We start from the raw sequence: 23370 nt of genomic DNA, 5'->3' as shown, positions 1-23370 counted from the left end.
GCGCTGAAGGAAAGGAGACTGCTTATGTATCAGGAAGGCTTCAACCCCATTGCGGAACTGCCCATGGGCTTCGGAATGGCGCTGGCCCAGTATCCCCAGGCCATGGCCTACTTTTCCGAGCTCTCCCCCGACCGGCAGCGGGATTTGATCGAGCATACCCACACTATCAACTCCAAGGACGAGATGAAGGCCTTTGTCCGCAGCCTGACGGGCGGGCAGTATGATTTCTGACGCCCCAGCGGGGGCGGCGCAGCGGGACGTCTGGAAAAGGCCGGGGCCTTGGGGGACGCCCTCGCTGCGCCGCGCTTTTTTCTGTACATTTTCCCCCAGATCCGCTATAATAATGTCTGCTGAATAAACCGCCAAGCGATTTATTCGTGTTTCCACTGGAGCGCCGTATTGCTCCAGCGGAAGGTGCAAGGTTTTCCGGCTCATCTGCCAAAAACCTTGCACCGGAACAAAGCCAATTGGCTTTGTTCCGTATGCATCAGCATACCTCCATAGTAAGCTGGACAGGAGGGGTACTATGCCCATCGCCGTCAACGGCATCAACCATTTTGCCATCAGCGTGCCCGATCTGGAGGCGAGCATCGCCTGGTATGAGCGGATCTTTGGCTTTACCGTCATCCAACGCTCCGTGATCCCCGGCATCGACGCGAAGGTCAGCCATATGCAGGGCCCCGGCTTTCAGCTGGAGCTTTTCCAGGTCCCCGGCGCCCATCCTCTGCCCGCCGGGCGCAGCGTTCCCAATGCGGATCTGATGACCCACGGAAACAAGCACATGGCCCTGGGCGTTGTGGACGGCCCCAAAGCCAAGGCCGAGCTGGAGGCGCTGGGCGTATCCATCGTCAAGGTCGCCGAGATCGACGGCACGTACGGCGTATTCATCACCGACAACGCCGGCAACCTGATCGAGGTCTTTGAGGAAGGCCCGCGGTAATATGCACGTGGGCCGGAAACGGCGCCCGGCCCTGTTCCGATCTGCCAAGGCGCCCGTTTTCCCCTGCCAAAAGATCGTAAAAGCGCCCCGCCCCCATCCTCCGAACCGAAGCGGAGGAAAGGGGGCGGGGCGCTTTTCAGGCGTTCCGGCCGCGGCAGGGCGTCAACGCGGCCCCGAGCGCTTCTACGGTTTGGGGATGGCGTCCAGCTCCGCCTGGGCGCGGGCCAGATCGTCCGGGATGGGGATGCCCTGGGGGCAGAGCGGAACGCACCTGCCGCAGCGCACGCAGTTTTTTGCCTTGTCCTCCTCCCCGAAATTCACATGCCAGGGCCGCCAGGCGGAGGCGCCGTTTTGGGTCTTGGCCGTCTGATTCCACAGTTGGAAATTTTCCGGGATATTCACTCCGGCAGGGCAGGGCATGCAGTAGCGGCAGCCGGTGCAGCCGTTTTTCACCCGCGCGCGCAGGGCCGCGGCCGTCTCCTCCACCAAGGCCAGTTCCGCCTGCGTCAGGGGCTGGAACCGGGTAAAGGTGGCCGCATTGTCCTCCACCTGTTCCAGGGTGCTCATCCCGCTGAGAACGGTGAGCACATTGGCGCGGCCGGCCGCCCAGCGCAGGGCCCAGGAGGCCATCGACGCGCCCGGACGCGCCCGCCGCAGCCGGGCGGCCAGATCCTCCGGCAGATCGGCCAGCGCGCCCCCTTTCACCGGCTCCATGATCACCAGCGGCACCCCCAGCTGCTCCGCCAGCGCATATCCCCGCTCGCCCGCCTGGATATCCGTATCCAGATAGTTGAACTGGATCTGGCAGAAATCCCATTTCCGGAAACTCAGGATCTCCTCGAAGACGTCATACCCGTCGTGGAACGAAAACCCGAAGCGGCAGATCGCCCCTTCCCGCTGCTTTTGGACACACCAGTCCACCACGCCCAGCTCCACCATCGCTCGCCAGCGGTCCCGGTTGAGGGTATGCAGCAAATAGAAGTCAAAGTGATCCGTATTCAGCCGCTCCAGCTGAGTGGTGAAGAAGCGCTGTGCGTCCTCCAGGGACTCCACCTTCCAGGTAGGCAGCTTGGTGGCCAAGTAATAGCGCTCCCGGGGCACGTCCGCCAGGACGCGGCCCAGGACGCGCTCGCTCTGCTCCTCATGATAAAAATAGGCGGTGTCGATGTAATTGACCCCCGCCTCCAGCGCCCGGCGGAGCATGGCGGCGGCAGCGTCCTCCTGTACGCATCCCGCATCGTCCGTGGGAAAGCGCATGCAGCCGAAGCCCAACAGGGAGACCCTGGCATCCAGCGCCGGCCAAGTACGGTATTCCATAAAAACTCCTCCCGCTCGTCTTCGTCGTCCGCCAAACCGGCGGCCATTGGGGCGCACAACGGCAAAACGGCCGCTCATCCGACGCCGTTTCGGTTTTGAAACAGGCGCTAACGCCGCCGGGATACCGCGAAATGCGGGGCGCTTCTCGGTATCCGGCCCCCTTCGCGGCGGAAGGCCGCAGGGCGGGCGCGAACCGTGCCGGTCAAAGCGGTATAGCAGCCGTATCGCGGCTATTATACCACAGCGCTTCCCGCCCGTCCACCGGCACCTTTGGCGGCTTTCGCCGTAAAATGGGCAGAGGAGGTGGCGAAATGGCATGTACATCGGGCCCTTCCGGAGAAGCGCTTCTGGTCATCGCCGCGCTGGTATCCTTCCAGCTGGCCCAGGACCGGTCCAACGATGAGCTGGGCGTACTGGCGGCCTTTTTCACCGTGCTGGGGGACAATCTGGCGCTGATCGCCGCCCGGCGCGCGGCACAGGAAGCCTGCTGCCTGGAGGCCGGCGCCGCGGCGGATACGGACACGGATCCCATGTAAAGCTTTCGTAAATCCCATTGATATCCGCCCGGAAAGCGCGTAAACTAAGGCGAATGCAAACCAATCCGAACAAAGCGAGGTGCTTTCCATGAAATGCGGCATTGCGGACGTAGGCTCCAACACCATCCGGCTGTCCATCTACCGCTGGGAGGGGACGCAGTTCAAGCTGCTGCTGAACAAAAAAGTGATGGCCGGGCTGGCAGGCTATATCAAGGACGGCGCGCTCTCCGACAGCGGCATCCTGGTGGCCTGCCGGACGCTGGCCGGGTTCCGCGCCCTGCTGGATAACTTCGGCCTCCATGACCTGTACGTCTTCGGCACCGCCTCTCTGCGCAACATTGTCAACACCGAGGACGCTGTGCAGACCATACGGGAGGTGACCGGCCTGACCGTGGAGGTCCTCTCCGGCGCGGACGAGGCCGCGCTTTCCTTCCAGGGCGCCGCCGCGGGAGGCGGCGCTTCTTCCGGCCTGCTGACCGACATCGGCGGCGGCTCGACGGAGCTTGTGGCCTATGACGGCGGACGCATCTCTTCCGGCTGCTCGCTTCCCATGGGTTCCTTGTCCCTGTACACCAGGTATGTGGCGGGCCTCTTCCCCACCCGGGAGGAGCGCCGCGCCATTCGGGAGCAGGTGGAGGCCGAGCTGGAGCGCGCCAGGACCGCCAAGGTCCGGTGCAGGCACCTGACCGGCGTGGGCGGCACCATACGGGCCGCCGCCAAGCTGTGCAACGACCTGGCCGGAACGGACCCGGACAACCGGATCATCCCCGCCGGAGAGCTGCAGACCCTTTACAAGGGGCTGAAAAAAGGGGACCGGGACACGCTTCGGCAGATCCTGCGCTCCGCGCCCGACCGGGTGCATACCATTCTGCCGGGCCTCATCATTCTCAACGCCGTGATGAAGTCCTATGGGGTCGAGACCGTCTCGGTGAGCGCCTGCGGCGTGCGGGAGGGTTATCTTATGAACCGTGTGATGGGGGTAACGCAGCATGACTAAAGCCGTGGATACGCGCTATACCCAGGAGCGGGAGCTCTCCTGGCTGAAATTCAACGAACGCGTGCTGGAAGAGGCCACCGACGAATCCGTGCCGCTGTTTGAACGGCTGAAGTTCGCCGCCATCTTTACCAGCAATCTGGACGAATTTTTCATGATCCGGGTCGGCTCCATTTACGACATGACCCTTTCCAGGCAGGCGCATGTGGACAGCAAGAGCGGCCTGACCCCCACCGAACAGCTCCAGGCTGTGTGCCGGGCGGTACCGCCCCTTTACAAGCGCCGGGACAAGACCTTCGCACAGCTGGAGACGCGCCTGCGCTCCTGCAATATCTGCAGCCTGGGCGTGGAGGAACTAGACGTGAAGGGCCGCAAGCAGGTGGAGCGCTGGTTTCGGGATTATGTGGCTCCGGTGCTCTCTCCCATGGTGGTGGACGCCCATCATCCCTTCCCCCACCTGCCTTCCAAGGCCCTGACGGTGGCGCTCTCCCTCCGGCGGGAGGGTCAGTCCTGCTTCGGGCTGGTGCCCATACCGAGGGCGCTTCCTCCCTTCCTGCGTCTGGAGGAGCGGGGCGTGCGCTATGTGCTTACGGAGCAGGTGGTCCTGTTTTATGCCGAAACGCTCTTTGATACCTACGAGGTGGAGTCCAAATGCGTCGTGGCCGTTACCCGCAACGCCGATATCAGCCCGGAGGACGAGGATTACGACGTGGGCGAGGACTTTCGGGTACACATGCAGAAGGTGCTGAAAAAGCGCGCACGCCTCTCCCCCGTCCGTCTGGAGATCCAGGGCGAAGCGGGCCAGGCCCTGACCGGCTTCCTCTGCCGCCGGCTAGAGCTGTCCCCCGCCCAGGTCTTCTCCTCCCGCGCCCCTTTGGCGCTGGGCTACGTGTACGCGCTGGAGACGCTTCTGCCGCCGGAGACCGTCGCCGCGCTGTGCTATCCCAAGTACACGCCCCAGTGGCCCCGGGAGCTGGTGAAGGGCGAGCCGCTGATCCCGCAGATCCTCCGGCGGGACGTGCTGCTCTACTACCCCTTCCATGCGATGGAGCCCTTTTTAAAGCTGGTAAGGGAAGCCGCCGCCGACCCCGCGGTGCTCTCCATCAAGATCACCATCTACCGGCTCTCTTCTACCGCCAAGCTGGTGGAGTACCTGGCCGCCGCCGCAGAGAACGGGAAGGATGTGACGGTCCTCATGGAGCTGCGGGCACGGTTCGATGAGCAGAACAACATCGCCTGGGCAGAGCGGCTGGAGGAGGCCGGGTGCACGGTGCTCTACGGCTTTGAGGGATACAAGGTCCACTCCAAGATCTGTCTGATCACCCGGCGGGAGCGCTCCCACATCCAATACATCACTCAGATCGGTACGGGCAACTACAATGAGAAGACGGCCAAGCTCTACACCGACTTCTGTCTGATGACCGCCCAGAGCGCCGTCGGCGCCGACGCGGCGTCCTTCTTCCAGAACATGGCCACCTCCAACCTGGAGGGCACGTATCACCACCTGTTGGTGGCTCCCTACAGCCTCAAGCCCAGGCTGCTGGAAAAGATGGAGGAGGAGATCGCCAAGGCCCGTCAGGGGATCCCCGCCCACATTTTCATCAAGGTCAACTCCGTGACCGACCGCCAGCTCATCGACAAGCTGGCCGAAGCCAGTCAGGCGGGCGTAGAGGTGGTGATGAACGTACGGGGCATCTGCTGTCTGCGCCCCGGCGTGAGCGGCCTGACCGACCATATCCGGATCTTTTCCGTCGTGGGGCGCTTTCTGGAGCATCCCCGCGTGTTTGCCTTCGGTGCGGGCGAGGACGCCAGTATGTATATCGGCTCGGCCGATTTTATGACCCGCAATACCGAACGGCGGGTGGAGATCGCCTGCCCCGTCCTCGACCCGGCCATCCGGCGGCAGATCGCCCATTATATCACCCTGCTCTGTACCGACAATGCAAAAGCCCGGCTGCTGGGTCCCGACGGGAGCTATTCCCCCATCCCGAGACCCGAAGCAGCGCCCGTCCTGGACGCTCAGGCGGCCATGATGGCCGAGGCCGTGACGCAGGCTCAAGAGGCCGCCGCCCACCCGCCTGTTTCCCAAGAGCGCCGCCGCGGCCTGCTGGAACGGCTGCTGGCACGGCTGAAATAAGAGTCATGCGCCCATAGCCCACATTCGGCAAAATGCCGTTTTCCCTTTCAGGCAGGTCTCCTCGCTCGCCCTTGCGTCCACAGGGATCGGTAAGAACAGGGGCAGCACGCCTGCCGGCGCCCCTGTTCCCGCCGGGCGGCATCGCCCTTCCCGGCGCTGCTGCCCGTCACTCATTCAAACACCATCGTGGCAAAATAGTCCTCCGGAGTCTCGGCCCGGCGGATCAGCCGTACCCCGCCGCCGGCCTGGAGCAGAAGCTCCGCCGAGCGGAGCTTGCCGTTGTAGTTATAGCCCATGGAAAATCCGTGCGCGCCGGTATCATGGATGACCAGCAGATCCCCCCTGTCGATCCGGGGGAGCATACGGTCCACGGCGAATTTGTCGCAGTTTTCACACAGGGAGCCCACCACGTCGTACTTATGGTCGCAGGGCGCGTCCTCCTTGCCCATGACGGTGATGTGGTGGTACGCCCCGTAAATAGCGGGGCGCATCAGGTTGGCGGCGCAGGCGTCCACGCCGATATACTCCTTATAGGTGTGCTTGGCGTGGATCGCGCGGGTGACCAGGCACCCGTAGGGCCCCAGCAGGAAGCGGCCCAGTTCGGTGCAGAGGGCCACGTCCCCCATCCCCGCAGGCACCAGGATCTCTTCATAGGCCTTCCGCACGCCTGCGCCAATGACCGCAATGTCGTTCTCGCTCTGGTCGGGGCGGTACGGAATGCCCACGCCGCCGGAGAGGTTGATGAACCTTACGTCGGCCCCCGTCTGATCCCGCAGCTCCACCGCCAGCCGGAACAGGATGGCGGCCAGGGCCGGGTAATACTCGTTGGACAAGGTATTGGAGGCCAGGAACGCATGGAGCCCGAAGCGCTTGGCCCCCATGCTCCTGAGCGTTCGAAATCCCTCAAAGAGCTGTTCCCGGGTAAAGCCGTACTTGGAATCCCCCGGCGTATCCATGACCTGGAAGCCCTCCTTGCTCTCCCCCAGGCGGAACACGCCGCCCGGATTAAAGCGGCAGGAGATGGTCTCCGGGATAAAGCCGATGGTCTGCTTCAAAAAGTCGATGTGGGTGAAATCGTCCAGATTGATGGTGGCGCCCAGCCGGGCCGCCAGCGCAAACTCCTCCGCCGGGGTCTCATTGGAGGAGAACATGATCTCACGGCCGGAAAATCCGCATTTCTCCGCCAGCATCAGTTCGGTGAGCGAGGAGCAGTCCACGCCGCACCCCTCCTCCCGCAGCAGCTTCAGGATCGCGGGGGTGGGCGTGGCCTTGACGGCAAAATACTCCCGGTACCCCGGATTCCACGCAAACGCTTCCTTCAGCCGCCGGGCGTTCTCCCGGATTCCCTTCTCATCATAGAGGTGAAAGGGCGTGGGATAGGCCTGCGTGATGCCTTGGAGCTGCTCCAGCGTAACGAAGGGCTTTTTCATAGGGCGTTCACCTTACCTTAGTAAAACAAATGGTAAATTCAATTTTACCGGACCGGCACGGACCCTGTCAATCCGCAGAAGCTCCAACCCCGTCCCCGCTTTCGCGCTTTCTTTTGGTAAAGTAACAAATCCCGCAAATTTCCCCTTGCCATATCGCGCGATTTCTGCTAGTATAGAGCAGACTTTAGAGTGGACGGAGGCGGGCAGACGTGAACAGGACTGCAGTGTGTATGAAACTGTTTCCCGTTTTCCCCGCGTTTTGTTCCGTTTGATGGGCAATTGCTTTTCCTTTGGGAAGGGTGATTGCTTTTTTTCTGCACAAGCGCCGTCCACGGGATATGAGAGAGGAGAAAACTATGGGAAAGAAACACATCACCGGAAGCGAACCGATCTATGACGCCCGCCGGCTGGGCCTGCCCAGGATGCTCATTCTGGGTCTTCAGCACATGTTCGCCATGTTCGGCGCCACCGTCCTGGTCCCCATTCTGGTCCAGGGCTACGGCCTGCCCCTGTCCATCCAGACCACTCTGTTCTTCGCCGGAATCGGCACTCTGTTCTTCCACGTCTGCACGAAAATGAAGGTGCCCGCCTTCTTGGGCTCCTCCTTCGCCTATCTGGGCGGCTTTGCCGCCGTGGCGGCCCTGGACACCGGCAAATACGCCGGAATGGACCCGGCCGTCAAGCTTCAATATGCCTGCGGCGGCATCGTGGTCGCCGGATTGCTGTACGTCATCCTGGCCGCCATTATCAAGCTGGTGGGCGTCAAGCGGGTCATGCGCTTTCTCCCCCCCGTGGTCACCGGCCCCATCATCATCCTCATCGGCCTGAACCTGGCCCCCTCCGCCGTGACCAACGCCTCCTCCTGCTGGTGGCTGGCCATCCTGTCCATCGCGGTCATCGTGGTCTGCAACATCTGGGGCCGCGGCATGATCAAGATCATCCCCATCCTCCTGGGTGTGGTGGTCCCCTATCTCGTGGCCGTGATCGCCAGCGCCATGGGCGCCACCGCCCTCAATGCCGCCGGCGAGGTGGTGCCTCTGATGGACTTCTCCTCCGTGGCGGCCTCCCGGATCCTTGGCTTCCAGCCCTTCATCACCGACTTCGGCGGCTCGATCGCCAAGTTTGACGTGACCTCCATCCTGGTCATGGCTCCCATCGCCATCGCCGCCATGATGGAGCACATCGGCGATATGTCCGCCATCTCCGCCACCGTGGGCCAAAACTTCATTCAGGACCCCGGCCTGCACCGCACCCTCATCGGGGACGGTATCGCCACCTCCCTGGCCGGCCTGTTCGGCGGCCCCGCCAACACCACTTACGGGGAAAACACCGGCGTTCTGGTCCTCTCCCGCGTGTATGATCCCAAGGTGGTCCGTCTGGCCGCCCTTTACGCGGTGATCCTGTCCTTCTCCCCCGCCTTTGCCGCCCTGGTCAACTCCATCCCCACCGCCATCATCGGCGGCGTATCCTTCATCCTCTACGGCATGATCTCCGCCATCGGCGTACGCAACGTGGTGGAAAACCGGGTGGACTTCACCAACTCCCGCAACCTGATCATCGCCGCCGTCATCCTGGTCTGTGGTCTGGGCTTTTCCAGCGGTATCACCTTCTCCATCGGCGAGGCCCATGTGACCCTGACCAACCTGGCCATCGCCGCCATTGCCGGCATCGCGCTCAACGCCATCCTGCCCGGCAAGGATTACGAGTTCGGCGCCGACGTGACCGAGGGCCGCTCCGGCGACTTTGGACGGTATTGATCCGGCCCGGCCCAAAGCGGCGGCCGCGCGCTTCCGGTTTTCAGCGAGTGCCCTGCCTGTACAGGCAGGGCACTCGCTGTGTTCCTCCGCACGCCGGTCGCTTCTTCCGCATTCCAACCTTTTCTGACCTTATTATATTTTTAAAATCTGGCATTTGAAGTATAGTCAGTTCCCGGATATAATGGGGTCCGAAGAATTGAGATGGGAAGTGCTTCGTCATGAAAAATCGCCGCATGAGCGCCGTTTCTCTGGCTGTCCTGGGAATGATGACCGCTCTGGTCTTTGTCAGCAATTATCTGCGCATCATCCTGCCCATTGCCATCGGCGGCAAAACCTCTTTTACCCTGGCCAATATCATGTGCTGTCTGTCCGGCCTGCTGCTGGGCCCTGCAGGCGGGCTGGCCTCCGGTCTGGGCTCCGCCCTGTACGACCTGACCAACCCTCTTTTTGCCGCCGAGTGCTGGATCACCTTTCTCACCAAGGGGATCATGGGCCTGGCGGCCGGTTGGGTCCTGCGCAGCGCCGCCCATCGGGAGGCTCCCCGCTATCCCCGTTGTCTGGCCGGCGCGGTATGCGGCTGCATCGCCTATTACGTGCTCTACTTTTTCAAGTGCTTCGCATACGACGGCCTGCTGGTGGAGGGGCTTCCGCCTGCCGTTGCCGTGGGCATCCTGCCGCTGAAGGTCCCCGCCTCCCTGTTCAACGCCGCCGTGGCCATCCTCATCGCCCCGCCCCTGTGCCTGGTCATCCGCGCCGCCCTCAAGCGTGCGCACCTGAAAATCGCCTGAAGGCAGAGAGCTCCCCGCGGACGGCTGGTGCCGCCCGCGGGGAGTTCTCTGCTCATTTGCACAATCCGTACTCCTGGGCCAGCCTGCGGAAGACCGGCAGGGCCTTTTCCACCCGTCCGGTATCCACGCAGAAGGCCACCCGAAGATAACCGGGGCAGCCGAAGGTGTCGGTCGGCGCCACCAGCAGGTCATACTTCATGGCCCGCTTGGAAAAGGCCATGGAATCCAGGTCCGGGGCCTGGAAGATCAAATAGAAGGTGCCGTCCGGCTTGACGCAGGTATACCCCATCTCCGTCAGCCCGCGGTAGAGCCGGTTGCGGTTGGTCTCATAGACGCTCAGATCGGCGGTCAGGCCGTCACAGGCGGCCGCCACATGCTGGAACAGGCTGGGCGCGTTGATGTACCCAATGCCCCGCCCGGCGCCGGCCACGGCGGCGTACACGCGGGCCCAGTCCTCCGCGCTCTGGGGCACCAGCACATAGCCGATGCGTTCGCCGGGCAGGGAGAGGCACTTGCTGTAGGAGTAGCACACCAGAGTGTTCTCATAATAGGCGGGCAGCCAGGGTACCTCCACCCCGTCGTAGACCACCTCCCGGTAGGGTTCGTCGGAGATCAGGTAAATGGGATTTCCAAACTCGCTGCTTTTGCGGCGCAGCAGATCAGCCAGCCCCCGGATGGTGGCGGCGGGATAGACCACGCCCGCGGGGTTATTGGGCGAATTGATCAGGATGCCTTTCGTATTGGGCCCGATGGCGGCCTCGATGGCGGCCAGGTCCAGATCAAAGGTGCCGGGCGCGGCGGGAACCTCCACCGCTTTCGCCCCGGCGCTCTCGATGAATACCCGGTATTCGGTGAAATAAGGCACGATGACGATAAACTCATCCCCCGGCGTATGCAGGCCGAACAGGCAGCAGCACAGGGCGGCGGCGGCGCCCACGGTCAGATACAGCTCGTCCCCCGTGCAGAACACCCCGAAGCGGTGGGTCAGCGAGGCGGCGATCGCGTCCCGGCAGCCCTGGTCGCCAGGGGCGCTGGTATAGGCGTGGACACTGTCGTGCAACGGCCCGTCCAACACGGCCCGGATGGTGTCGTTCACCTTGGCCGGGGGCGGCACGCTGGGGTTGCCCAGGGAAAAGTCCAATACGTTCCCCGCGCCCACGACCTTGGCCCGGCGCTTTCCATGCTCGAAGATCTCCCGCATGATGTTGCGGTTCATCCCCAGCTTTACCATATGTTCCGAAACCATACTTTAAGCTCCCTTGCTTCTCTTTCCCCTCAGGCGCTTTTGCGCTTTAAAGCGGATAAGCGCATTGTAGCACGAATTTCCCCGGTTGACAACCCCTTCGGAAAGACGTAGAATAGGGAAGGCAAGAATTCCTGCAAAAAATATTTTAGTAGGAGTGGATCGACATGGATGAGAAGAAATACACCTCTATGATTCGTCTGCGCATGTCTGCAAAGGACGCCCACTACGGCGGCAATCTGGTGGACGGTGCCCACATGGTGCACCTGTTCGGCGATGTAGCCACCGAGCTGCTGATCAAGTGCGACGGCGACGAGGGCCTGTTCTGCGCATATAACAACATCGAGTTCAAGGCGCCCGTGTATGCCGGTGATTTTATCGAGGCCTACGGCGAGATCACCCACATCGGCAATACCTCCCGCAAGATGAAGTTCGAGGCCCGCAAGGTGGCCGTTCCCCGCCCCGACATCAGCGACTCCGCCGCCGATTTCCTGGACGAGCCCATCGTAGTGGCCATTGCTGAGGGCACCTGCGTAACGCCCAAGAAGTGCCAGCGGAAAGAACCCTGATCCCTGTTACATCCATTGGAAAGCGGCCCGGCGCTGATGCGCCGGGCCGCTTGTCTCATTTCAGGGCCGGGGCGCCGGGTCTGCCCCGGCTTCACGGACGCGCCGCTCCAGCACCTTGGGGATGATGCGCAGGAACAGGCAGGTGGTGACGCTCGCGGCCACAGCGTCGGCAATGGGCTCGGACAGGAAGGTCGCTTCCGCCGAAAACAGGGCGGGCAGCAGCAGCAGCCCCGCCAGGAAGACCGACTTGCGGAACAGGGAGCAGAACAGGGCCAGCCGTACCTGGCCCAGAGCGGTGGTCTCATCCACCAGAGGATACTGGACGGCCAGCGGGATGATCATGGCGGTGAACATCTTGATATACCGCACCGAGCGTTCGATCAGCTCCGGGCTTTGGGTAAACAGCCGGACAAAATACGGGGACAGCGTGTGGGTCACAAGCGTCATCCCCACACAGAATGCCAGGCACAGCCCCACGATCGACTTCATTGCCTGCCGGATCCGGTCGGCTCTGGCCGCGCCGTAGTTGAAGCTGATCACCGGCTGGGTGCCCAGGGTCAGGCCGCCCATGGGCATGGTGATGAGCAGCAGATAGCTCTGCACGATGGTGGCGCAGGTAATAAGGGCGTCCCCCAGCTCGGCCCCGCCGTAGCGCTGGAGCACCGTATTCAGGACGATGAGCAGGATGCTGTCGGTGGCGATGATGAGGAAGGGCGACAATCCGAACGCCAGCACACGCAGCATGATGGACCGGGAAAAGCCCCCCCAGCGCAGGGGGACGGGCATCTTCGGCCGTAGCAGGGCAATCAGCACGAAACCGCAGGAGGCCATCTGGGAGAGCACCGTGGCCAGGGCCGCACCGGCCACGCCCAAATCCAGTCCAAACATAAAGAGCGGGTCCAGTACGATATTGAGCACCGCCCCCAGCACCACTGTGGCCATCCCAAGACCGGAGAACCCCTGGGCGATGAGGAAGCTGTTCATCCCCGCCGCCATCAGGGCAAAAAAGGTGCCTGCGGTGTAGATCGTCAGATAGGTGTCCGCATAGCCGAAGGTATCCGCGCTGGCCCCGAACCACAGCAGCAGCTGCTCCTTGCTCAGCAGGAACAGGGCCGTGAGGGCGCCGGAGAGCGCCAGAAGCATCAAAAAGCAGTTGGACAGGACCCGCCCCGCCTCTTTGGGATTGCCCTCCCCCATACGCATGGCCAGAATGGGCGCGCCTCCCAGCCCCACCAGGGTGGCAAAGGAGGAGAGCAGGGTCACGATGGGGCCGCATACCCCCACGCCTGCCAGGGCCAGGTCCCCGATGACCGGGAGATTGCCGATGTAGATCCGGTCCACGATGCTGTAAAGCACGCTGACCAGCTGGGCCAGCATGGTTGGGATGGCCAGCCGGCACACCAGAGGGAACACAGGATCACGGCCCAGGTCATTGGTTCGTTTCATCGCATGATTCGCCACCTTTTGTACGCAGTCCAGCCGATTATACCCCTTTTCCTTCGCCGCGTAAAGGGCGTCTTTCTGTTAGCACTCTCAATCAACGAGTGCTAAAGTTTACAATTTGGCCATAATTACGTGTATATTTGTTCACAAAACGGCCCTATACTAAACATCAGAAACAGAGATTCAGCGGGCCGTATGGCCCCGGAAAGAGGTTGAACGCCATGCTTTTGTTTCGTGTTTAGCACTTGATTCAATTATTTGCTAATCTATTTTCCCAACAAATCAACTGGAAAAGGAGAGTTTTTTATGTTTGGTATGCTTCCTTTCGAACGCAGCGACGACAATCTGTTTGACACCTTTGATAACTTTACCCGCAATTTCTTCCGCAGCAGCAATGCCAGTCTGCCCGCCTTCCGCACCGACATCCGCGACGACGGCGACAAATTCGTCCTGGAGGCGGAGCTGCCCGGCTTTGAGAAGGAGGATATCTCCCTGGACGTGAAGGACGGTATCCTGACCATCACCGCCGCCCATCAGGAGCACAGCGACCAGAAGGACGGCAAGGGCAGCTACATCCGCCGGGAGCGCCGGTACGGCTGCTTCACCCGTTCCTTCGATATCACCGGCATCGATGAGACCGCCATCACCGCCGCCTATAAAAGCGGCATTCTGGAGCTGACCCTGCCCAAGACGGTTCCCGCCGTGCCGGAAAGCCGCCGGATCGCCATCGAGTAACCTGTTGCGCGCTATCCCCAACCGGAACCTTACGGAAACGGGGCGCCGGCCACCGGCCGGCGCCCCGTTTCCGGTTTTTTCAATTTCGTTTTCCGAAAGGACGTGACGCGATATGAACGCGCAGAACTATACCCAAAAATCCCTGGAGGCCGTACAGAACGCCCAGGCTCTGACCACCGAATACGGCAACCAGCAGATCGAGCAGGCGCATCTTCTGCTCGCGCTGCTCGCCGATGAGGGCGGCCTGATCCCGCAGCTGCTGGGCAATCTGGGCCTCACGGTCCCCTCCCTCACCGCCGCGGTCAAAGCGGAGGTGGAAAAACTGCCCCGGGTCTCCGGTTCCGGCCGGGAGCAGGGCAAGCTCTACGTCTCCGCCGGGGTCGACAAAGCTTTGAGCACGGCCGAGTCCATCGCCGCCGGCATGAAGGATGAATACGTCTCGGTGGAGCATTTGCTGCTGGCGCTGGTCGATACCGCCGACCGGGCGCTCAAGGAGCTCTTCCGCACCTACAACGTCACCCGGGAGGGCGTCCTTCAGGCGCTGACCAATGTCCGTGGCAACCAGCGGGTCACTTCCGACCATCCGGAGGAGACCTATGACGCGCTGAAAAAGTACGGTTCCGACCTGGTGGAGCGGGCCCGGAGCAGCAAGCTGGACCCGGTCATCGGCCGGGACGACGAGATCCGCAACGTCATCCGCATCCTCTCCCGCAAGAGCAAGAACAACCCCGTGCTCATCGGCGAGCCCGGCGTCGGCAAGACCGCCATCGCCGAAGGGCTGGCCCAGCGCATCGTGAAGGGCGACGTGCCCGCCTCTTTGAAGGACAAGACCATCTTTGCCCTGGATATGGGCTCCCTGATCGCGGGCGCCAAGTACCGGGGCGAGTTTGAAGAGCGCCTGAAGGCCGTTTTGAACGAGGTCAAAAAATCGGAAGGCCGCATCGTCCTGTTCATCGACGAGCTGCACACCATCGTGGGGGCCGGCAAGACCGAGGGCGCCATGGATGCGGGCAATCTGCTCAAGCCCATGCTGGCCCGGGGCGAGCTGCACTGCATCGGCGCCACCACTCTCAACGAATACCGCCAGTATATCGAGAAGGATGCGGCGCTGGAGCGGCGCTTCCAGCCCGTCCTGGTGAACGAGCCCACGGTGGAGGACACCATCGCCATCCTCCGCGGCCTGAAGGAGCGCTACGAGGTCTATCACGGCGTGAAGATCCAGGACGGCGCCATCATCGCCGCCGCCACCCTCTCCAACCGCTATATCACCGACCGCTTCCTGCCCGATAAGGCCATTGACCTGATCGACGAGGCCTGCGCCATGATCCGCACCGAAATTGACTCCATGCCCACCGAGCTGGACGTGATCCAGCGGAAGATCATCCAGCACGAAATCGAAGAGGCCGCCCTGAAAAAAGAGGATGATACCCTGTCCCAGGAGCATCTGTCCGAGATCCGGAAGGAGCTGGCCGAACTGCGGGACGAGTTCAACGCCAAGAAGGCCCAGTGGGAAAACGAAAAAAACGCCATCGGCAAGGTCCAGAAGCTCCGCGAGGAGCTGGAGGCCGCCAACGCCGCGCTGGAGAAGGCCCAGCGGGAGTACGACCTGAACCGGGCCGCGGAGCTGCAGTACGGCAGGATTCCCGAGCTGAAAAAGCAGCTGGAGGCCGAAGAGGCCATCGCCAACGAGGGCAGAGCCCGCTCCCTGCTGCGGGATAAGGTCACGGAGGAAGAGATCGCCCGCATCATCGAGCGCTGGACCGGCATCCCGGTGGCCAAGCTGATGGAGGGCGAGCGGGAGAAGCTGCTCCACCTGGAGGACATCCTCCACCGGCGGGTCGTGGGTCAGGACGAGGCCGTGCGCCTGGTCAGCGAGGCCATCCTCCGCTCCCGGGCGGGGATCGCCGACCCGGACCGCCCCATCGGCTCCTTCCTGTTCCTGGGCCCTACCGGCGTAGGCAAGACGGAACTGGCCAAGGCTCTGGCCGAAGCTCTGTTCGACAGTGAGAAGAACCTGGTGCGCATCGATATGAGCGAGTATATGGAGAAGTTCAGCGTCTCCCGGCTCATCGGCGCCCCTCCGGGATACGTGGGCTACGAGGAGGGCGGCCAGCTCACCGAGGCGGTGCGCCGCCATCCCTATTCCGTGGTGCTGTTCGACGAAGTGGAGAAGGCCCACCCCGACGTGTTCAACGTACTGCTCCAGGTCCTGGACGACGGGCGTATCACAGACAGCCAGGGCCGCACGGTGGACTTCAAGAATACCATCATCATCCTGACGTCCAACCTGGGCTCCCAGTATCTGCTGGACGGCATCGACGCCGGCGGGGAAATTACCGAAGCGGCCCGGAAGGCCGTCACGGAATTGCTGCATCACTCCTTCCGTCCCGAGTTTTTGAACCGGTTGGACGAGATCGTTTTCTATAAACCCCTGACCAAGGAGAACATCACCCGCATCATCGACCTGCTGACAGCCGAGCTCAACGGCCGCCTGGCGGAGAAACAGCTCACCGTGACCCTTACCGACAGCGCCCGGCGCTTCATCATCGACAGCGCCTACGACCCCGCCTTCGGCGCCCGGCCCCTGCGCCGCTTCGTGCAGCATACGGTGGAGACGCTCATCAGCCGCAGGATCATTGCCGACGAGGCCGCTCCCGGCGAGACCCTCACCGTAGACTGTGTGGACGGCCAGCTGACCGTTTCGTCCCATACCGTGCTGCGGGGCGAAGTGGTGGACGCATAAGCGTCCGCTCAGGTTTGCTCCATCGGTCAAAACCGCCGCGGGGCTCCGGATTGATTCCGGAGCCCCGCGGCGGTCTTGCGGCCCATCGTTTGGGGCGGATCGGGAAGGGCTGCGGGAAGGGGCAGCCGATCCCGTTCAGATGTCCAGATCCAGCAGGTACGAGCTCAGGCCCTTGCCGTGCATATCCACGGACAGGGAGCGGGTCACGCCGCCGCCCAGGGCGGCGTACATGACGAAGTTGAGCGCGTGGATGTTGGGCAGCTCATAGCGGACCACTTCGCCCTTGACGATGCCCTTGAAGTGCTCCTTCACCCGCTCGGCGGTGACCTTCTCCTTGAGCATCTCATAATCCTTGCCGTCATAGGCGATCAGGGACACGTTGGAGATGTTGCCCTTGTCACCGGTACGGGAATGCGCGATATCCCAGAGTTTCATGATGCATCCTTCCTTTCTGTCCCGATCAGACTTCAAAAAGCTCGGCCTGCGGCTTCACATCGTAGCGGCTGACCAGGATGGAGGCCACGGAGACGATGTCGCGGGTCCGCTTCACAGCGCCGCAGCCGCCTGCGGGGCCGTTGGTATAGAGCGCCTCCACTTCGTTGCCGATCAGATCGGCGTCCGCTTTGGTCTTGGCCCGGCCGGCCACACGGACCCGCACCTCGGAGGGCGCTTCGTTATACTTGTAGTCCGGGTTCCAATACAGGCTGTTGCAGCCGATGAGGTCGAACTTCAGCTCGTCGAACTTACCGGCGGCCACCAGCTCCAGCCGCTCCTTGACGATCTCCAGGGCCAGCTTGGCACGCTCCACACAACCGGGGCCGCCGTAGCTGATCTCGCCGTCGCCGATGAAACAATCCTTATACCCGATGGAGCATTTGAAGGTCTCCGTCTTGGGTTTTCCGGTGGCGCCTTCCGCCTTCACCACGTCGGGAGCGGTCTGGGTGAACTTGACCTGCTTGAAGTTGGCCACCACGTCGGGGGTCAGGTAGACCTCGGGGTCGTGGATCTCGTAGCAGATCTGCTCGGCGCAGGTGTCGGGGGTGACCATGCCGCCCGCCCCGGGCACCTTGGTGACGAAGAAGGAAGCGTCCTCGGATACCTCGATGATGGGGAAGCCCAGATGGCCCACGCCGGGCACGTCCTTTTTGCCCGGCTCGGCGTAGTAGCCGCCGGTGACCTGCCCGCCGCACTCCAGCAGGTGGCCGATCATCGTGCCCTTGCCCAGCTTGTCCCAGTCCTCCAGGGACCAGCCGAATTCATGGATGATGGGCGCCAGGAAGATGGCCGGGTCGGACACGCGGCCGGTGATGACCACGTCGGCGCCCATATTCAGCGCCTTCAGGATCCCCTCCACGCCCATGTAGGCGTTGGCGGAGACGATCTCGCCGGGCAGCTTGGACAGGGGCTCATGGGTCTCCCACACCTCGGCATCCCTGTATTTGTCGATGACGGGCAGCAGGTCGTCTCCGGTGACGCAGGCGATCTTCATCCCGGTCAGGCCGTGCCGGCGGGCGATCTCCACACACTTTCGGGCCGCCGCCTGGGGGTTGGCGGAGCCCATGTTGGTAATGACCTTCACCTTGTGCTCCCAGGCCAGGGGAAGCGCCTTCTCCATACGGTGCTCCAAAAGGCCGTTATAGCCCTTGGCGGGGTCTTTCAGCTTGGCCTGCTGGCCGATGGCGATGGTGCGCTCGGCCAGGCACTCGTAGCTGATGTAGTCCAGATTGCCCTTCTCAATGAGCTCCAGAGAGGGCTCCAAACGGTCGCCGGCATAACCGGCGCCGCTGCCGATGCGGATGGTTTTCATGGTAATTGCTCCTTCTTGTTGAAAGTCGCGGCAACAATGGACTGAGGTCTACGGTTAAAAGGAAATACTGTGTGCTTCGGCGGAGCCTTAGACTCGCCTCAGAATCTCCACCAAGCAGCGATAGCAACGGTCAAAGGAAGCTATATCCAGCTTTTCGTCTGGAGTGTGGGCCTGATAATGAGTGGCCACTAGCAGAATCATATCCAGCCAAGGCATATTGCGCAGGAAAAAGCCAATCTCATTACCATAGTGGGCACCAATGGGGCGGATATGCTCGCCATTCTGCTCGAACCATACTTGGTCAAACACATTGTAAAGGGGAGTCCCAGCCTCTACATTGTGGCCGTAGAAGTAGTTTTCTACATGATACTCCACGTCAAATAGTTGGGCCAACAGTCGGCTTTGCTCATCCATATCTAGCATCTTGGAGGTAATGGCGCTGGTGGGGCGGTAGAACCAGCCGATAGAGCTATCTGTGGTCTCAATGGTCTCTAGGCTGAAAGAAGAGATGGGCAGGCCGGGGAAGACCAGGCTGGTATCCACCAGGCCTGCGGGGAGCAGACGAAGCAGGGTGACCACCTTGTCTGTGACATCTTCCGGCATGGCGGGGGATGCATGGGCCTTCTCGCTGAGGGAGAGGGTCATGTTGGGGTCGCTCTCCTTGTGCTCAAACTTAACCTCTTCTAGCACCCGCTGTGCAACCTCCCGGGCCTTGTCCATGTGTTCAAGGGCCAAGGCTATGCGGGCGGTGCAGTCTACGGGAATGGTGGTCTGGCTGCCGCCGTTCAGACTGATGAGTCGGCAGGGCACCTCTTTGCGGATGTAATAGACAATACGTACCACCGTCTTAATGGCGTTGGCCAGTTGACGCTCCTGAAACTGGACGTGGGCTCCAGTTAGTCCGTGAACCTGGATGGCCAGCTCCGCTGCATCCTTCAGAACTTCCCGCTGGAAGCGCTTAGTGAAGCGGGCGTTGGCGGCACCGGCAGCAATGAGCAGGCTGGTACCCTCTAGGTTGCCATCCATGCTAACATACTTCCGGGCCTTCAGCTGGGAGCAATCAAATTTCTGAACGCCGTACAGACCGGGTTCCTCCGCCGTGGTAAAGACACACTCTAATTCCGGGTGCTTCAGGCTCTTGTCCTGCAAAATGGCCAGCATATAAGCCACGGCTACGCCATCATCGGAGCCGCAGGTGGTCTCCTCTGCCATCAGATAACCGTCGTCAGTGACCTTTAGTTTAATGCCTTCGTGCTCAAAGTCAAATGTGCTGTCCGGGCGCTTGTTCCAGATCATGTCCATGTGCCCTTGGAGCATAACTACCTCATGGGCCTCGTAGCCGGGTGTAGCGGGCTTACGTACTACAACATTGTTGGCACTATCCCGGGTATATTCCAGTCCCAAATTCTCGGCAAAGCTGCACACAAAATCGGCAATTTTTTCTTCCTTAAAGCTACCCCGAGGAATAGCGGAAATATCTTCAAACAGCTTGGCATAGGGCTTGTCAGTATGATCGAGCACATATTTCATGGGTGTTTCGGTCCTTTCTTCTCAGATAAGCAGTTTTAGGTGGATAACAGAGACGAGTTAGGTCTTCTGGATGGTGTTTCCTGCAGTGAGCTTACATACCACAAAACCTACCAGAGAAGAAACCGGCAGAATGATATAGACAGGGTGCCAGGAGACGCTCATACCAGTGAGAACCCAGACAATACCCACCAGAATGCCAGAAACGATGCTCCAGCCTGCGGCCCTCGCATTCATTTTCTTCCAGAACATTCCGGCTACTAAGGCAAAGAACATGGGACCGGTAACGCAGGCTATGAGTACCGTGACCAGCTCATTGAGGAAAGACTGTTGGATCATAAAGGTTGGGATAATGGTGATAAATCCGTATGCAAAAGCGATGAGCCGGGTATAGGTCAGCTGGGTGCGTTCGGAGACCTGCCTCTTCTCATAAACAGGCAACAGTAGCTGACGTATGATGGTGCAGATGGCCAGCAGCTGTCCGGCCAGGGTACAGATAACAATCAGGGCAATGGACGCAAAAATAAGTGCGGTGAGCCAGTTTGGGCAGTAAGTGTTAATAACGGTGGCGAAAGCTAGAGAACTGCTGCCGCCCACGTCCAGGTTCATGGCGATACACACCATACCCAGCAGAGCGCAGATGAAACCGCATGGAAGGTTGAGTACGGCACCAAAAAAGATACCCTTTCTGGCGGAAGCGTCATCCTTAGCGATGAGGGAAGGCTGAATGGCGGCCTGCATGGTGAGGAAGGCCACAAAACAGGTCAGAAACCAGCTAAACCAGGTCTTGGGGGGCATGGTAAAGAGGTTGAAGTAGCTTGCGTCCAGGGTGTTGGTCAGTGTGGCAAAGCCGCCGGTCTGGTTCATTACCAGCACCAAGCCGATGGCCATGGCGACATACATCAGGATACAACCCACCTTGCTGACGTAGTTAGCACCGTTGACACCAGAGACCACAGTATAAGAAATGGCCAACACCAGGCCGATGATGCAGGCCCAGGTCAGGTCCAGAGCAGGAATAATGGTGCGGAATACAGTGGTAACGGTGAAAAGCTGAATGGGAATGTAGATAAAACCCATAATCAGATAGGAATAGGAGTAGAGGTTGCTAATGCCGGAGGAATAGCGGTTCTTCATGAAGTTGGAAATGGTGTCTTCTGTAATGTATTTACGCAGGTGGGTAATGAAGAACATAGACAGAATCATGGCTACAGTGCCGGCAATGCCATACCATGCACCGCCGATACCCAGGGTATACCCATTCTGGGCCGCACCAATAGTAGAAGTCCCGCCAATTTGAAATGTAACCAGCAGGATACCTACAGTTACCCAGTTCAGATTCTTACCGCCGTTTGCCCATTGGGCGGCACTTTTTACCTTTCTGCCTGCCAAAATACCGATGAGACATATTACTACGATCAGGATGAACATTAACGCTGCTTTCATGGTCTACCTCCCCAAAATTATGTGTTGTGGCGGTGGCCCGCTGTTTAGCCACACGTTGCATACCCTCTCGCTTTGTATAACAACCGTGTTTGCGTACAGCGGGAATTTGTGTACACACCCGAAACAGAAGCAAGCGGCATGCCAAAATAGGCAGCATAAACAAAAGCTGTAAAAGCTAGAAATCCCAATGGATACACGGGTGGAGGAAATATCCGGGTTCAAAACGAATTCTAAATTTTCAGAACAAGATATGCAAATCGGGGAGTAGAAAAGGCAAGAAAGCTGACACTGTAAGGATTCTTAAAAAATAGAACAAAATTCTAATTCTTTAGAAACAAACGTTTATGAAGCATTAAATTTTTAGAAAACAGATAGTTTGTTGTAGAGGGTAGCCAGAGAAATACCGAGTTCCTTGGCGGTTTTTTTCTTACCCTCCAGCGAGGACCCGTTGTGTTCCAGCAGGGCCAGAATGGTTCGCTTCTCAAAGTCGCGGGTCCGCTGGGCCAGCGTGCGCGGCACACCGTCCTCCCGGCGCCCCAGGTCGCCGGGCAGCGTGTCGGCGCTGATCAGCCCCGAGGGGGTAAGATAAGCGGAAAACTCCAGAACATTGCGCAGTTCCCGCACGTTGCCCGGCCAGTCGTGCTCCCGCAGGCGCTCCGCGGCGTCCACCGACAGATGAAAATTCCTGCGCAGTTTGTGGGACAGCTCGTCCAGAATGGCCTGGGCCAGGACGGGGACATCGCCCGGGCGCTCCCGCAGGGGCGGGATCCGGATGGGAAAGGTGTTCAAACGGTAGTACAGGTCTTTGCGGAATTTGCCGCTGCGGACGTATTCCGGCAGGTCGGCATTGCAGGCTGCGATGACCCGCACGTCCACCTCCGTCTCCTTTACCGCCCCGACCGGACGCACCCGATGCTCCTGGAGGGCCCGCAGCAGCTTGGCCTGGAGGCTGATGTCCATTTCAGACACCTCGTCCAGGAACAGGGTGCCGCCGTCGGCGGCCTCGAACAGGCCCACCTTGCCGCCCTTCCGCGCCCCGGTAAAGGCCCCCTCCGCATAGCCGAACAGCTCGGAGTCCAGCAGCTGCGCGTTGAAGTTGGAGCAGTTGATCGCCACGAAGACCCCCTCCTGCCGGGGGCTGGCATTGTGAATGGCCTGCGCATAGAGTTCCTTGCCGGTGCCGCTTTCCGAGGCCAGCAGCACGGTGGCGTCGGTGGCGGCGATCTTCTGCGCCAGCTCCTTGGCCTGCACGGCGGCGGGACTCACGGCCACGATATCGTCAAACGTATAACGGGCTCCGTTGGCGCGGTTGATGCTGCGCAGCACCTGACGGCTGCGGGCTTCCATCGCCTCCAGCTCCTCCCGGGCCTGATAGGCGTCCTCCAAAAAGGTCACGACCGAGAGCCCGCCTACCAGCAGGCCATTCTGATAAATCGGGTACATGTTGACAAAATAGAAATCCTCGATCTCCTTGCGGGTAATGTGAAGAATGGGCTTTCCCGCCTCCAGCACCTCCGGCAGACGGGCGCCCGGCCGCAGGTCCCGCAGGCGGTAGCCCTCGATCTCCCCGATATCGCCCCCGGCCTCTTTGTTCAGAAACGAGCGGTAGGCCCGGTTGCCGAAGACGATCTTTCCTTCGATGTCGATGATGGTAACGCCTTCGCTCATGGCGTCAAACGCGGCCCGCGCCGCGGCATTGAGTTGCATCGTCCCATCTCCTTCCCGTAGGGGTATTGTATCCTCGCGCGGTCCAAAACGCAATACCATCCGCGCTTTGGGTCCGGTCTTCCGGCGCTGCGGCATTGTCTTTTGCCGCTAAAAGTGCTATCCTATTTTTAAAATCTGCAGGTGCAGGCGTATTCGTCCGGCCCTTCGGTCAAATTCCTGCCGCGCTGCGGCCAGGCCCCGCGCGCAGGCGTCGATCCCACAGACTGCGTGAAAACGCCCTGGAGACGCCT

At 60.9% G+C, this 23370-nt stretch carries 19 protein-coding genes; 10 read left to right on the top strand and 9 right to left on the bottom strand.

Going from position 1 to position 23370, the window contains the following annotated elements; all coding sequences use genetic code 11:
• Positions 1-24 precede the first annotated feature (24 nt).
• Entirely contained in the window at positions 25-231 is a 207-nt protein-coding gene (locus tag H8S57_RS08520) for a YdeI/OmpD-associated family protein (protein ID WP_186907692.1), read from the top strand.
• Positions 232-526: 295 nt separating this feature from the next.
• Positions 527-940, top strand: coding sequence for a VOC family protein (locus tag H8S57_RS08515; protein WP_186907660.1), 414 nt, complete (start codon positions 527-529; stop codon positions 938-940).
• Between the two features lie 183 nt (positions 941-1123).
• Here the strand turns inward: H8S57_RS08515 and H8S57_RS08510 are convergent, their stop codons facing one another.
• Entirely contained in the window at positions 1124-2257 is a 1134-nt protein-coding gene (locus H8S57_RS08510; protein WP_186907659.1) for an aldo/keto reductase, read from the bottom strand.
• A 311-nt stretch (positions 2258-2568) separates the two neighbouring features.
• Here H8S57_RS08510 and H8S57_RS08505 point away from each other — a divergent pair, with 311 nt between their 5' ends.
• The 3 genes from H8S57_RS08505 (at position 2569) to ppk1 (ending at position 5924) form a co-directional block, all read left to right on the top strand.
• Positions 2569-2793, top strand: a complete 225-nt coding sequence (locus H8S57_RS08505) for a DUF6774 domain-containing protein (protein WP_186907658.1) — start codon at positions 2569-2571, stop codon at positions 2791-2793.
• A gap of 88 nt (positions 2794-2881) precedes the next feature.
• On the top strand, positions 2882-3790 hold the full coding sequence (locus H8S57_RS08500; protein ID WP_186907657.1) for a Ppx/GppA phosphatase family protein: 909 nt from the start codon (positions 2882-2884) through the stop codon (positions 3788-3790).
• The gene (gene ppk1 / locus H8S57_RS08495) at positions 3783-5924 is read left to right on the top strand and encodes a polyphosphate kinase 1 (protein WP_186907656.1); all 2142 of its coding nucleotides are present in this window, start codon (positions 3783-3785) and stop codon (positions 5922-5924) included. Before H8S57_RS08500 ends, ppk1 begins: the two co-directional genes overlap by 8 nt.
• Before the next feature lie 170 nt (positions 5925-6094).
• Here ppk1 and H8S57_RS08490 read toward each other — a convergent pair whose 3' ends face one another.
• Entirely contained in the window at positions 6095-7354 is a 1260-nt protein-coding gene (locus H8S57_RS08490; protein ID WP_186907655.1) for a diaminopimelate decarboxylase, read from the bottom strand.
• A 356-nt stretch (positions 7355-7710) separates the two neighbouring features.
• On the opposite strand from H8S57_RS08490, the gene H8S57_RS08485 reads away from it, so the two are divergent.
• A complete protein-coding gene (locus H8S57_RS08485) occupies positions 7711-9111 on the top strand; it encodes a uracil-xanthine permease family protein (protein WP_186907654.1) in 1401 nt (466 codons plus the stop codon).
• A gap of 218 nt (positions 9112-9329) precedes the next feature.
• Complete coding sequence (locus H8S57_RS08480) at positions 9330-9899, top strand: ECF transporter S component (protein ID WP_186907653.1); 570 nt, start codon at positions 9330-9332, stop codon at positions 9897-9899.
• Positions 9900-9951: 52 nt separating this feature from the next.
• Here the strand turns inward: H8S57_RS08480 and H8S57_RS08475 are convergent, their stop codons facing one another.
• Positions 9952-11145: a pyridoxal phosphate-dependent aminotransferase gene (locus H8S57_RS08475; RefSeq protein ID WP_186907652.1), complete on the bottom strand. Its 1194-nt coding sequence runs from the start codon at positions 11143-11145 to the stop codon at positions 9952-9954.
• A gap of 164 nt (positions 11146-11309) precedes the next feature.
• Here H8S57_RS08475 and kal point away from each other — a divergent pair, with 164 nt between their 5' ends.
• Positions 11310-11711 (top strand): 3-aminobutyryl-CoA ammonia lyase, encoded by a 402-nt coding sequence (gene kal / locus H8S57_RS08470; RefSeq protein WP_186907651.1) that lies wholly within the window; start codon positions 11310-11312, stop codon positions 11709-11711.
• Between the two features lie 60 nt (positions 11712-11771).
• On the opposite strand, the gene H8S57_RS08465 is transcribed toward kal, so the two are convergent.
• The gene (locus H8S57_RS08465; RefSeq protein ID WP_186907650.1) at positions 11772-13157 is read right to left on the bottom strand and encodes an MATE family efflux transporter; all 1386 of its coding nucleotides are present in this window, start codon (positions 13155-13157) and stop codon (positions 11772-11774) included.
• A 303-nt stretch (positions 13158-13460) separates the two neighbouring features.
• On the opposite strand from H8S57_RS08465, the gene H8S57_RS08460 reads away from it, so the two are divergent.
• Both H8S57_RS08460 and clpB read left to right on the top strand, forming a co-directional pair.
• Entirely contained in the window at positions 13461-13889 is a 429-nt protein-coding gene (locus H8S57_RS08460; RefSeq protein ID WP_186907649.1) for an Hsp20/alpha crystallin family protein, read from the top strand.
• Between the two features lie 112 nt (positions 13890-14001).
• The gene (clpB, locus tag H8S57_RS08455; RefSeq protein ID WP_186907648.1) at positions 14002-16632 is read left to right on the top strand and encodes an ATP-dependent chaperone ClpB; all 2631 of its coding nucleotides are present in this window, start codon (positions 14002-14004) and stop codon (positions 16630-16632) included.
• Positions 16633-16767: 135 nt separating this feature from the next.
• Here the strand turns inward: clpB and H8S57_RS08450 are convergent, their stop codons facing one another.
• The 5 genes from H8S57_RS08450 to H8S57_RS08430 all read right to left on the bottom strand — a co-directional run bounded on the left by H8S57_RS08450 (position 16768) and on the right by H8S57_RS08430 (position 23119).
• The gene (locus H8S57_RS08450; protein WP_186907647.1) at positions 16768-17067 is read right to left on the bottom strand and encodes an AtuA-related protein; all 300 of its coding nucleotides are present in this window, start codon (positions 17065-17067) and stop codon (positions 16768-16770) included.
• A gap of 25 nt (positions 17068-17092) precedes the next feature.
• The gene (locus H8S57_RS08445) at positions 17093-18439 is read right to left on the bottom strand and encodes an acyclic terpene utilization AtuA family protein (RefSeq protein WP_186907646.1); all 1347 of its coding nucleotides are present in this window, start codon (positions 18437-18439) and stop codon (positions 17093-17095) included.
• A gap of 87 nt (positions 18440-18526) precedes the next feature.
• On the bottom strand, positions 18527-19969 hold the full coding sequence (locus H8S57_RS08440; RefSeq protein ID WP_186907645.1) for a M20/M25/M40 family metallo-hydrolase: 1443 nt from the start codon (positions 19967-19969) through the stop codon (positions 18527-18529).
• 57 nt (positions 19970-20026) lie between these two features.
• Positions 20027-21412, bottom strand: a complete 1386-nt coding sequence (locus H8S57_RS08435; RefSeq protein WP_186907644.1) for a sodium:solute symporter family protein — start codon at positions 21410-21412, stop codon at positions 20027-20029.
• Positions 21413-21772: 360 nt separating this feature from the next.
• On the bottom strand, positions 21773-23119 hold the full coding sequence (locus H8S57_RS08430; protein WP_186907643.1) for a sigma-54 interaction domain-containing protein: 1347 nt from the start codon (positions 23117-23119) through the stop codon (positions 21773-21775).
• Positions 23120-23370: the final 251 nt, after the last annotated feature.

Origin of the sequence: Lawsonibacter hominis, assembly GCF_014287895.1 — a bacterium.
Classification (GTDB): Bacteria; Bacillota; Clostridia; order Oscillospirales; family Oscillospiraceae; genus Lawsonibacter_A; species Lawsonibacter_A hominis.
The sequence above is the reverse complement of the archived record's forward strand: the minus strand, read 5'-3'. Positions and strand labels throughout refer to the sequence as shown.